A 10,561-nucleotide genomic window follows, 5' to 3' on the forward strand; every position below is an offset into this window, starting at 1 on the left:
CCCGCGAGCGGGCGAATTTCATCACCAGGAGTTGTTATGGATATCATTTCTGTCGCCCTGAAACGCCACTCTACCAAGGCGTTCGACCCAGCCAAAAAACTGACCGCTGAAGAAGCGGAAAAAATCAAAACCCTGCTGCAGTACAGCCCGTCCAGCACCAACTCCCAGCCCTGGCATTTTATTGTTGCCAGCACCGAGGAAGGTAAAGCGCGCGTGGCGAAATCCGCTGCGGGCACCTATGTGTTCAACGAACGCAAAATGCTGGATGCTTCTCACGTAGTGGTGTTCTGCGCGAAAACCGCGATGGACGATGCCTGGCTTGAGCTCGTTGTCAATCAGGAAGAGGCCGATGGCCGTTTCAACACGCCGGAAGCCAAAGCCGCCAACAATAAAGGCCGCCACTACTTCGCCGACATGCACCGCGTGGATCTGAAAGATGACGACCAGTGGATGGCAAAACAGGTTTACCTGAACGTCGGTAACTTCCTGCTGGGCGTGGGCGCGTTGGGTCTGGACGCGGTGCCGATTGAAGGCTTTGACGCGGCGATCCTCGACGAGGAGTTTGGCCTGAAAGAGAAAGGCTTCACCAGCCTGGTGGTGGTACCGGTTGGGCACCACAGCGTGGAAGATTTCAACGCCACGCTGCCGAAGTCCCGCCTGCCGCTGAGCACGATTGTGACTGAGTGCTAATCTCTACAGGCGCGCCCGTTACCGGCGTGCCTGTTTTCAATAGAGCGTTATCTGCGGGTGTTCAACCCCACACACCAGTGCATAACGCGTTAAGGTATCAAGACTCGCCCGGGTTATATTCGCTTCCATTCTTGATACGGTGGGTGCGCTGACGCCCATTCGCTCCGCCACCTGCGCGCGCGTCAGACCGGCCTGGTTTCGCCATTGCGCCAACATTTCGCGCAAGCGCTCTTTTCGTTCTTCAGCATCAAAAGAGGCCTGTACCTCTGAATCGCTTAACAGCTCAGATCGGAGTTCATCCCAGTCAATAATCTTCTTGCTCATCCAACATCTCCTGTTGTCGCTTCAGTGCCAGACGAAGTTCAGCGGAGGGCGTTTTTTGCGTTTTCTTGATAAACACTCGCAGCAGAAAAATTGTCTTGTCCCGCTGATAAACGTAAATCCCCCGAGTATGGATCAGCCCGACGGTTCTGATTTCGAACAAACCATGCGGTAAGGGTTTGCTGTCAGGTTCCCGCAGTGCTGTCGGGTTAGCGCGTAATTTATCAAGCTGGCGAATCAGCTTCGCCTTTACCCCAGCGGGCAGTAAGAGGATCTCTTCTCTGACTGCCTTATGAACGATGAGTCTGAACACGGTTATTCATCCCTGATGATATTAGCATATAAGGCAATTTGCATTAAAGGCTAATTTTGCCTTTCATGTTTACCTTACCTGCTTTTAGCAAACATCACCGGATCAGCATTAACTCCCTGAAAGCACCACGCAAAAATCTTATTTCCCCTGCTCCGCCAGCCACGCCATCGCCCTTTCCCCCGCCTCATCCACCGGTAAATAGACCAGCAGCCGCGAGCCGTTTCGCGGCGCGGAGTACCAGTACATCTGCTGCAGCGTAAAATCCCCCAGCTCGGGATGGGTAAACAGCTTGAGCTGGTTCTCCACGCCGCGCACGTCGTTGCGCTGGTGCCACAGGGCTTTAAACTCTTCGGACACCGCAAAGAAGCGCGCCAGCTTCGCTTCCCACAGCGGGTCGCCCCGGTGCTCGGCCATCGCCGCGCGGAAATAGGAGACAAATATCGGCAGCACGTCGTCGCGTCTGCCGAGCCGCGCGCGCCACGCCGGGTGGGTGAGGAACAGGTAAATACAGTTGCGGTCTTCCGGCGGGATTTCATTAAAATCGACACCCATCAGATGACCAAAGCTGTCGTTCCACGCCACGATGTCGAAGTTGGGCTTCTGGATGCTGGCAGGTTTTGGCAGCAGGGTATCAAGCAGGCGGCGCGTGCCTTCGCTGATGCCCTCGCAGCAGACCGCCTGCGGGGCTTCACCCGGCGGCAAACCGGCTAAAACAAACAGGTGTCGGGCCTCGGTTGGGGTGCATTGCAAGGCTTTCGCCACGGCCGCCATCACCGCGCTCGACGGGTTGACGTCCCTGCCCTGCTCAAGCCAGGTGTACCAGGTCACGCCCACGTCTGCCAGCATCGCCACCTCTTCACGGCGCAGACCCGGCGTGCGGCGACGACCGCTGCGCGGCAGGCCGAGACGCTGCGGATCGAGGCTTTCGCGTCGTGCGCGTAAAAAAGCACCCAGCTGTTTTCGGGTGTCATCCTGAAGTGAGACGACGGGTTCAGACATCAAGGCCATAAATCCCCCTGCATGGTAGTACCAGTACCAGTATAAGCAAGAACTGGTACCCGTTTATCAGATGGTTGATGCTACGACCATCTGATGAATGACGCAATGGAGATCCCATGAATACGTCAGTTGTTTCACCGGGCCGAGCAGGCCTGATATTGCTGTTAACCGGCCAGATGCTGCCGCTGATTGATACCTCAATCACCAACGTCGCGCTGGACTCCATCACCCACTCACTGCACGCCACCGCTACAGAACTGGAGCTGATCGTCGCGCTCTACGGCGTGGCCTTCGCCGTCTGCCTGGCACTCGGCAGCAAGCTGGGGGATAACGTTGGCCGCCGTCGCCTGTTTATGTGGGGCGTGGCGAGCTTTGGCCTGGCCTCGCTGCTGTGCGGCATGGCGGGAAACATCGAACAGCTGCTGGCCGCGCGCATCGTTCAGGGCGCAGGCGCGGCGCTGATCATGCCGCAAATTCTTGCGACGCTGCACGTCACGCTAAAAGGCACCGCCCACGCGAAAGCAATTAGCCTGTTCGGCGGCATCGGCGGAATTGCGTTTATCGTCGGCCAGATGGGCGGCGGCTGGCTGGTGTCGGCGGATATCGCCGGGCTGGGCTGGCGGAATGCTTTCTTCATCAACGTGCCGATTTGTCTGGTGGTGCTGGCACTGAGCCGCCGCTACGTGCCGGAAACCCGTCGCGATACCCCGTCACGCATTGACTGGACCGGCACCGTGCTGCTGGCGATGATCCTCTGCTGCCTCCTGTTCCCGATGGCGCTCGGCCCGCAGTGGCACTGGTCGTGGCCGCTGAAGGCTGCGCTGCTGGCCATTATTCCACTGGCATATTTAATGGTGCTGAACGCGCGTAAAAAAGAGCGTGAGGATGCGCACCCGCTGATCCCGCCGCGTCTGATGCAGCTCAGCAGCATCCGTTTTGGCGTGCTGATCGCGATGCTCTTTTTCAGCGTCTGGTCCGGGTTTATGTTTTGCATGGCACTGACCATGCAGACCGGCCTTGGCATGGCGCCGTGGCAGTCCGGGAACAGTTTTATCGCGCTGGGCGTGACCTACTTTATCTCCGCGTGGTTTGCCCCTCGGCTGATCGCCCGCTACAGCACCAGCACCATTCTGCTGACAGGTCTGGCGATCCAGATTACCGGTCTGCTGGCGCTGATTGTTACGTTCCGGGTGTGGGGAATGGATAACACCGCCCTGACGCTGGCACCTGCGACCGGGCTGGTCGGCTACGGGCAGGCACTGATCGTGAATAGCTTCTATCGCATCGGGATGCGCGATATTCAGCCCGACGACGCAGGGGCCGCGAGCGCCATTCTCAGCACGCTACAGCAGGCCGCGCTGGGGCTGGGTCCGGCCATTTTCGGGGCGATTTTGCTACACGCGCTGCAAAACCATCACGGGGATTACACTCAGGCGGTTAACGTCTTCCTGACGGTGGAAACGGTGATGATGGTGGTGCTGGCGCTGGCGACTCTGCGCATGCGTCATCGCCTCTGTTTACCCGCGGTGAAGGTCTGTCAGGCCGCCAAATAAGCCTGTGAATTTGCATAATAGATCCGCAGCCGCCATTATGGGGCTGCATCAATACAGGAGACGTTATGCAGGAATTAATTGCTCAGGTTGAAGAGTTAGGGATTGAAATTAATCACACCACCTCGTTAGTGATTATCTTTGGTATTATTTTTCTTACCGCCATCGTGGTTCATTTTATTCTGCACAAAGTGGTGCTTCGCGCTTTCGAAAAACGCGCGCAGGCCAGCAGCCATTTGTGGCTGCAGATCATTACCCAGAATAAGTTATTTCACCGTCTGGCCTTTACCCTACAGGGGATAATCGTCAACGTTCAGGCGGTACTGTGGCTGCAAAAAGGCAGCGAAGCGGCGGAAATGCTCACCACCTGCGCGAAGCTGTGGGTGATGGTGTATGCCCTGCTCTCTTTCTTCTCGCTGCTGGACGTGATTTTCAATCTGTCCCAGAAAATGGCCACCGCGTCGCAGCTGCCGCTGAAAGGGATTTTCCAGGGCATCAAGCTGGTGAGCGCCATCCTGGTGGGGATTTTGATTATCTCCCTGCTGATCGGCCAGTCCCCGGCGATTCTGATCAGCGGTCTGGGTGCCATGGCCGCCGTTCTGATGCTGGTGTTTAAAGACCCGATACTCGGACTGGTGGCGGGCATTCAGCTCTCCGCCAACGACATGCTGAAGCTCGGCGACTGGCTGGAAATGCCGAAATACGGTGCCAACGGCACGGTGACGGACATCGGCCTTACCACCGTAAAAGTGCGCAATTTTGATAACACCATCACCACCATTCCGACGTGGGCGCTGGTCTCCGACGCCTTTATCAACTGGAGCGGTATGTCGGCGTCCGGCGGTCGACGCATTAAGCGCAGCCTGAATATCGATACCACCAGCATTCATTTTCTCGACGAGCAGGAGCAGCAGAAGCTGATTCAGGCGAAGCTGCTGAAGCCTTATCTGGCCGCGCGTCATGAGGAGATTAACCTGTGGAATCAGCAGAACGGTGAAGGGGAATCGATATTAAACCTGCGCAAGATGACCAATATCGGCACCTTCCGCGCCTACCTGAATGAATATCTGCGCAACCACCCGCGCATTCGCAAAGATATGACGCTAATGGTGCGCCAGCTCGCGCCGGATGCCAACGGCCTGCCGATTGAAATATACGCCTTCACCAACACGGTGATCTGGGCAGAATATGAGGAAATTCAGGCCGACATCTTCGACCATATTTTTGCGGTGGTGGATGAATTCGGTCTGCGTATTCACCAGTCGCCAACCGGGAACGATATTCGCTCCCTGGCGGGCGTTATCGCAAAATAATCAGGTACTGGCGCGGGAAATAAAGCGCCAGTCCATCATCACCCTTTCCGTGGGCGCATCCGGGTTGTCGATTTTGTTCAGTAACAGATCGACCGCCTTGCGCCCGATATCCCGCGACGGCTGCTCGATGGTGGTGAGCGAAATCATGTCCGCCAGCTCGGTGCCGTCAAACCCCACGATCGCGATATCCTCCGGTACCCGCAGCCCCGCCTGCTGAATCGCGCGCAGCGCGCCTGCGGCCAGGGTGTCCGATACCGTAAACACCGCGTCCGGCGGGTTCTCTTTCAGCAGATTTTCCATCGCCGCCATCCCGGCGCGCGAGCTGAGATCGCTGGCGTATTCCACCGCCTGATAGTCCAGATCCTTCAGGTGGATCACGCTCTTGTAGCCGCGCTCGCGCAGGCGGGCATATTTATAGCTGAGGTCGTGATTGATCATCGCGATACGCGTACGGCCGCTCTCGGCCAGCTGGCTGACGGCATGCTGGGAGGCATCGACGTCGTTAATCCCCACGCAGGAGACCGCACCCGCATCGGCGTATTCGGCGCACTGCACCCACGGCGCGGCACCAATCAGCGCGGCCAGTTCCGGCAGCTTCGAGAAGGCGTCCATGGTGATAATGCCGTCAACAATTTTGCCGGAGAGCAGGCTTAAGCCCGAGCGGGAACGTTCGATATCCGAACCGGAGTTGCACAGCAGAATGCGGTAGCCGTTTTTCTCCGCCTCTTCTTCAATGCCCTTCACCACCTCGGCGCAGAACGGGTTGGCGATGTTGGAGACCATCACCAGGATCATATAGCTGCGGGCGGTGCGCAGCTGGCGCGCCAGCAGATTCGGCTGGTAGTTGCTCTCCTGGATCGCCTGCAGAACGCGCTCGCGGTTTTTCGCCTTCACGGTGTCGCTGTTGTTGAGCACGCGGGAGACCGTCGCCACGGAGACCCCGGCGAGCTGAGCGATTTTCTGAATTGACATAGCGACGACACATCCTGCGGTTAGCGTTTTGTGCAGGCTACCATAAAACGGTTGCCCGGCGAACCGGGCAACGCGTCAATACGCCACGCGCACCCAGCGCTGCTGCTGATGGCTTTTCACTATCGCATCAATGATATACATCACGTTTGCGCCGTCGTAGAAGGTTGCAAACGGCGGGTTTTCCGGCATCGCGCCCGCCTGCACGGCGCGGTAGAACTGCGCCATCATATTTTTGAAGGCGTCCGGCCAGCCTTCGATATGCCCGCCGGGGAAGTGGGCGCTGTCGGCCACGTCAGGGTTCATCAGGCCCGGATCGTCGGTGAGCGTCTGGTTGGCCTGCGCGCGATGGCCGACCCACAGCCGCTGCGGGATCTCCTGATCCCACGCCACCGATCGCTCGCTGCCGTTGATCTCAAACGTCAGGCGATTTTTGCGCCCCGCGCTCACCTGCGAGACGCTAAAGCTGCCCTTGCTGCCGTCGTCGAAGCGGAACAGCACCGAGCCGAAGTCTTCGGTGGTGACCGGCTTGTCTTCATACTGCGCGTGCACATCGTGGGTAAAGGTCTGATTGCCCGACACGCTGGCTTTGCGCGTCGGCCAGACGATGGCGAGATCGGCCATCACCTCGGTGATGCGTCGCCCGGTGACAAACTGCACCGTGTCGCACCAGTGGGAGCCGATGTCCGCCACCGCGCGCGATGCGCCGCCGAGCGCGGCATCCACCCGCCAGTTGTAGTCGGTTTCCAGCAGCATCCAGTCCTGCAGATAGCTGCCGTGCGAGGCGAACAGCCGTCCGATATCGCCCGCGCGCATCATGCTCGCCGCCTGGCGCACCATCGCAAACTGGCGATAGACAAAGCTCACGCCGTGCACCACGCCCGCCTGCTCCGCCAGCGCCACCAGCTCGCGCGCCTCGTCCGGGGTCATGCACAGCGGCTTTTCGGAAAACACGTGCTTGCCTGCCCGCAGGATCTTGCGGTTAATCTCCGCGTGCAGGTGGTTCGGCGTGCAGTTGTGCACCACGTGCAGATCGGGGTGCGCGAGCAGTTCCTCGACGCTGCCGTAGACATGCGGCACATTCATGGCTCGCGCCTTTTCCTGCGCCTGCGCAGGCGTGCCGTCGCACAGGGCAACCACCTGCACAAACCCGAGGCGCCTGAGCGCCTCGATATGCGCCGGGCCGATAAACCCGCTGCCGATAATCCCGACGTTAATCATGCTTGCCTCCTGCCGCGAAGTCGTCAAACGCGCGCCCGGAGACCGGGATGATATGGCGGCGGATAAACTCGCTGCCTTCCCTCGCGCCGGTTTCGCCGTCCTTCAGGCAGCACTCCCACTCCAGCACCGCCCAGCCGTCATAGTCGTACTGGGTCAGCTTGCTGAAAATGCCCTTAAAGTCGATCTGCCCGTCACCGAGCGAGCGGAAGCGTCCGGCGCGGTTGATCCACGGCTGGTAGCCGCCGTAGACGCCGCTGCGCCCGCTGGGGCGAAACTCGGCATCCTTCACGTGAAACGCCTTGATGCGCGCGTGGTAGATGTCGATAAAGGTCAGGTAGTCCATCTGCTGCAGCAGCATGTGGCTTGGGTCAAAAAGGATGTTACAGCGAGGATGGTTATCTACCCGCGCCAGAAAACGCTCGAAGGTCACGCCGTCGTGCAGATCTTCCCCCGGATGCAGCTCAAAGCAAACATCCACGCCCTGCTCGTCGAACGCATCCAGAATCGGCCGCCAGCGGGCTGCCAACTCCCCGAATGCATCCTGAAAACGTTGCTCGTTATGCGGCGGCCACGGGTAGAAAAACGGCCATGCCAGCGAGCCTGAGAAGGTCGCGTGCGCTTTCAGGCCTAACCTGGCCGAGGCAACCGCCGCCTGCTTCAGCTTCTCCGTCGCCCACACCCGTCGCGCCGCATCGTTGCCGCGCACGGCGGCGGGCGCGAAGTGGTCAAACGCGTCGCTGTAGACCGGGTTTACCGCCACAAGCTGCCCCTCCAGATGGGTCGACAGCTCGCTGATGACCAGCCCGTGCGCTGCCAGCTTGCCGGTAATGTCATCGCAGTAGATCTGGCTTTCGGCCGCTTTTTCGACATCAAAAATGTGCGGATGATTGCAGGGGATCTGCACCGCTTTATAACCCTTCCCGGCTGCCCACCCGGCCAGCCCGTCGAGCGAGTTGAACGGCGCTTCCCCGCCAATAAACTGCGACAGAAAAATGCCGGGTCCTTTCATCGTCCTCATACCACCTCCTGAACGTTACGCCTTGTCATCGTCATATTTGAACGTGAGAAGGAAAATCAGCGCGATCGCCGCGGCTGCCACCGCCGGGATCCACCAGAATGTGACCCACGCCTGCGGCACGGTTTGCCCCGCCACCAGACGGTTATAGAGCGCGCCGGAAATCTGCGAGCCGAGCAGCATGCCGATGCCGTAGGTGAACATCACGATCATGCTCTGCGCCTGGCCTTTCACCTTCTCGCCAGCCACGCGGTCGGTATAGATAAAGCCCACCACAAAGAAGAAGTCATAGCACACGCCGTGCAGCAGGATGCCGATATAGAGCAGGAAGCGCCCCTCCTCGCTCACCCCCAGCGCGAACATGGCGTAACGCACGAACCACGCCAGCATGCCGATCAGCAGCATGACTTTCACGCCCAGGCGGCGGAACAGCAGCGGGATCACCAGCATGAAGAAGATTTCCGACATCTGCCCGAAGGACATGGCGGTGCTGACGTCGGCAATCCCGGCATCCGCCAGGTATGAGGCGGTATAGGCGTAGTAGGTGCCCAACGGGACGGAGATCAGCATCGCGCAGACGGAGAAGACGAAGAAGTGGCGGGTTTTGAGCAGCGCAAAGGCATCCGCACAGAAGAGATCGCGCACCTTAACCGGCAGGCCTTTCGCCGGGGCTGGCGTGTGCGGCAGCGTCAGGCTGTAAAGCGCCAGCAGCACGGAACTGGCCGCCGCCACCTGGAAGATGGTCACGCTGGACGCCACGCCGGTCACGCCGATGAAAATGCCCGCGACGATCCAGCCGATGGTGCCGAACACGCGCACCACCGGGAAGGTTTTATCCACGTTCGCCAGGCTGTGAAACGCGATGTTGTTGGTCAACGCCAGCGTCGGCATGTAACAGAGCGTGTAGCCAAACAGCAGGCCGATCAGCAGTGCGCCGTTCTCGGCAATCAGCGCCCCCGGCACGAACCAGAGGATCGCTGCGCCCGCCAGATGCATCACCGCCATCACCTTCTGCGAGGCGAAGAAGCGGTCCACCAGCATCCCGAGCACGAACGGCGAGAGAATAGACGCAATTGGCCCGGCGGAGAAGGCATCGCCAATCAGCAGCGACATGTTGTGCTGGGTCATCACCAGGCCGAGCGTGACCGACCAGCTACCCCAGATAAAAAACTGCAGAAACATCATCAGCGACAGTCGCGGCACCAGCAGCCGGTGCTGCGCTATCGCCTTTCCACTACTTTCAGTTGTTGACACCATGATGAGCCTCACCCAGAAAAAGTAATCGATTACAAAAAAGTTCAAATAAAAAGTAATCGATTACAAAATAAAGATCCTGTGGATCGAAACGGAATTGGGAGGGGGGTCACGATAAAGATCGCTGGATGACAAAACGAGATGTTCTGATTGTCATTATAGCCAATAAGCTATAAATTAAAACAGCGAGGAAGTGACAGGAGAAACGATGTGGAACATCGAGACAACGGACAAATTTGACAAATGGTTCTTTGAACAAACAACGGCATTGAAAGAAGATGTGCTGGCGGCCATGCATATCCTTGCCGAGTTTGGCCCAACGCTTGGGCGGCCATTCGTAGACACCGTGAAGGCTTCAGCCTATGCGAACATGAAAGAGTTACGTATTCAGCATGCGGGAAATCCCATCAGAGCCTTTTTTGCTTTTGATCCTGACCGTAAAGCAATTGTGCTCTGTGCTGGAGACAAAACCGGTTGCAATCAAAAACGGTTTTATAAAGAAATGATTACGCTGGCTGACGTTGAGTACAGCAGACATCTGGCGGATAAGGAGGCCATATGGCAACGCTAAAAGAACTCATGGCGCAACAGAGCGCGGAAAGTCAGGAGCGTATTGCGGCTAAAGTTGACGTGATGCGCAGAATTGTTGCGCTAAACCAGCTGCGAGAAGAGCTCAATATGTCACAGACAGAACTGGCGGCTGCAATGGGGGTAAAACAACCCACTGTGGCCAAAATCGAACAGCCGGGTAACGATCCCCGGCTTTCAACGCTCAAACGCTACGTTAGTGCGCTCGGCGGTGAAATGAGCATTGATGTGACGTTACCGAATGGGAAACGGATAGCGTTTCAGATTTGATACTGAGTTTTAAAAGCCGCCACCGGGCGCGAAGGCGGAGAGATCGTGCGCTCTGGTG

Annotated in this window: 12 protein-coding genes; 5 read left to right on the forward strand and 7 right to left on the reverse strand. The window is 58.3% G+C overall.

The window, feature by feature from the left end:
* Positions 1–36 precede the first annotated feature (36 nt).
* On the forward strand, positions 37–690 hold the full coding sequence (gene nfsB / locus HV355_RS23530) for an oxygen-insensitive NAD(P)H nitroreductase (RefSeq protein WP_182403797.1): 654 nt from the start codon (positions 37–39) through the stop codon (positions 688–690).
* Positions 691–726: 36 nt separating this feature from the next.
* On the opposite strand, the gene HV355_RS23535 is transcribed toward nfsB, so the two are convergent.
* From HV355_RS23535 to HV355_RS23545, 3 genes are all read right to left on the reverse strand, one after another.
* The gene (locus HV355_RS23535) at positions 727–1,014 is read right to left on the reverse strand and encodes a helix-turn-helix transcriptional regulator (RefSeq protein ID WP_182403798.1); all 288 of its coding nucleotides are present in this window, start codon (positions 1,012–1,014) and stop codon (positions 727–729) included.
* Positions 995–1,324 carry a type II toxin-antitoxin system RelE/ParE family toxin gene (locus HV355_RS23540; protein ID WP_182403799.1) on the reverse strand — a complete coding sequence of 110 codons (330 nt, stop codon included), beginning with the start codon at positions 1,322–1,324 and terminating at the stop codon, positions 995–997. The genes HV355_RS23535 and HV355_RS23540 overlap by 20 nt, the downstream gene beginning before the upstream one ends.
* A 138-nt stretch (positions 1,325–1,462) precedes the next feature.
* Positions 1,463–2,332 carry a helix-turn-helix transcriptional regulator gene (locus HV355_RS23545; protein ID WP_108415766.1) on the reverse strand — a complete coding sequence of 290 codons (870 nt, stop codon included), beginning with the start codon at positions 2,330–2,332 and terminating at the stop codon, positions 1,463–1,465.
* 107 nt (positions 2,333–2,439) lie between these two features.
* Between HV355_RS23545 and HV355_RS23550 the strand changes: the two genes are divergently transcribed.
* Both HV355_RS23550 and HV355_RS23555 read left to right on the forward strand, forming a co-directional pair.
* Complete coding sequence (locus HV355_RS23550) at positions 2,440–3,876, forward strand: MFS transporter (RefSeq protein ID WP_108415765.1); 1,437 nt, start codon at positions 2,440–2,442, stop codon at positions 3,874–3,876.
* Between the two features lie 65 nt (positions 3,877–3,941).
* A complete protein-coding gene (locus HV355_RS23555; protein ID WP_148400343.1) occupies positions 3,942–5,186 on the forward strand; it encodes a mechanosensitive ion channel family protein in 1,245 nt (414 codons plus the stop codon).
* Here the strand turns inward: HV355_RS23555 and HV355_RS23560 are convergent, their stop codons facing one another.
* From HV355_RS23560 to HV355_RS23575, 4 genes are all read right to left on the reverse strand, one after another.
* Positions 5,187–6,158, reverse strand: a complete 972-nt coding sequence (locus tag HV355_RS23560) for a LacI family DNA-binding transcriptional regulator (protein WP_182403800.1) — start codon at positions 6,156–6,158, stop codon at positions 5,187–5,189.
* A 75-nt stretch (positions 6,159–6,233) separates the two neighbouring features.
* Entirely contained in the window at positions 6,234–7,376 is a 1,143-nt protein-coding gene (locus HV355_RS23565; protein ID WP_182403801.1) for a Gfo/Idh/MocA family oxidoreductase, read from the reverse strand.
* On the reverse strand, positions 7,369–8,394 hold the full coding sequence (locus tag HV355_RS23570; RefSeq protein ID WP_182403802.1) for a sugar phosphate isomerase/epimerase: 1,026 nt from the start codon (positions 8,392–8,394) through the stop codon (positions 7,369–7,371). Before HV355_RS23570 ends, HV355_RS23565 begins: the two co-directional genes overlap by 8 nt.
* 15 nt (positions 8,395–8,409) lie before the next feature.
* Positions 8,410–9,648, reverse strand: coding sequence for an MFS transporter (locus HV355_RS23575; RefSeq protein ID WP_120159066.1), 1,239 nt, complete (start codon positions 9,646–9,648; stop codon positions 8,410–8,412).
* A gap of 205 nt (positions 9,649–9,853) precedes the next feature.
* Here HV355_RS23575 and HV355_RS23580 point away from each other — a divergent pair, with 205 nt between their 5' ends.
* Together HV355_RS23580 and HV355_RS23585 are read left to right on the forward strand one after the other, a co-directional pair.
* On the forward strand, positions 9,854–10,216 hold the full coding sequence (locus tag HV355_RS23580; protein ID WP_182403804.1) for a type II toxin-antitoxin system RelE/ParE family toxin: 363 nt from the start codon (positions 9,854–9,856) through the stop codon (positions 10,214–10,216).
* Positions 10,204–10,503, forward strand: a complete 300-nt coding sequence (locus HV355_RS23585) for a helix-turn-helix transcriptional regulator (protein WP_182403806.1) — start codon at positions 10,204–10,206, stop codon at positions 10,501–10,503. Before HV355_RS23580 ends, HV355_RS23585 begins: the two co-directional genes overlap by 13 nt.
* The last annotated feature ends 58 nt before the right edge of the window (positions 10,504–10,561 follow it).

Source organism: Enterobacter sp. RHBSTW-01064 (assembly GCF_014103035.1).
In the GTDB taxonomy this organism is placed as follows: Bacteria; Pseudomonadota; Gammaproteobacteria; order Enterobacterales; family Enterobacteriaceae; genus Enterobacter; species Enterobacter mori.

Coding starts and splice junctions, on each gene's coding strand:
- nfsB (WP_182403797.1), top strand. CDS start 37: ATGGATATCATTTCTGTCGCCCTGAAACGCCACTCTACCAAGGCGTTC.
- HV355_RS23535 (WP_182403798.1), bottom strand. CDS start 1,014: ATGAGCAAGAAGATTATTGACTGGGATGAACTCCGATCTGAGCTGTTA.
- HV355_RS23545 (WP_108415766.1), bottom strand. CDS start 2,332: ATGGCCTTGATGTCTGAACCCGTCGTCTCACTTCAGGATGACACCCGA.
- HV355_RS23550 (WP_108415765.1), top strand. CDS start 2,440: ATGAATACGTCAGTTGTTTCACCGGGCCGAGCAGGCCTGATATTGCTG.
- HV355_RS23555 (WP_148400343.1), top strand. CDS start 3,942: ATGCAGGAATTAATTGCTCAGGTTGAAGAGTTAGGGATTGAAATTAAT.
- HV355_RS23560 (WP_182403800.1), bottom strand. CDS start 6,158: ATGTCAATTCAGAAAATCGCTCAGCTCGCCGGGGTCTCCGTGGCGACG.
- HV355_RS23565 (WP_182403801.1), bottom strand. CDS start 7,376: ATGATTAACGTCGGGATTATCGGCAGCGGGTTTATCGGCCCGGCGCAT.
- HV355_RS23570 (WP_182403802.1), bottom strand. CDS start 8,394: ATGAGGACGATGAAAGGACCCGGCATTTTTCTGTCGCAGTTTATTGGC.
- HV355_RS23575 (WP_120159066.1), bottom strand. CDS start 9,648: ATGGTGTCAACAACTGAAAGTAGTGGAAAGGCGATAGCGCAGCACCGG.
- HV355_RS23580 (WP_182403804.1), top strand. CDS start 9,854: ATGTGGAACATCGAGACAACGGACAAATTTGACAAATGGTTCTTTGAA.
- HV355_RS23585 (WP_182403806.1), top strand. CDS start 10,204: ATGGCAACGCTAAAAGAACTCATGGCGCAACAGAGCGCGGAAAGTCAG.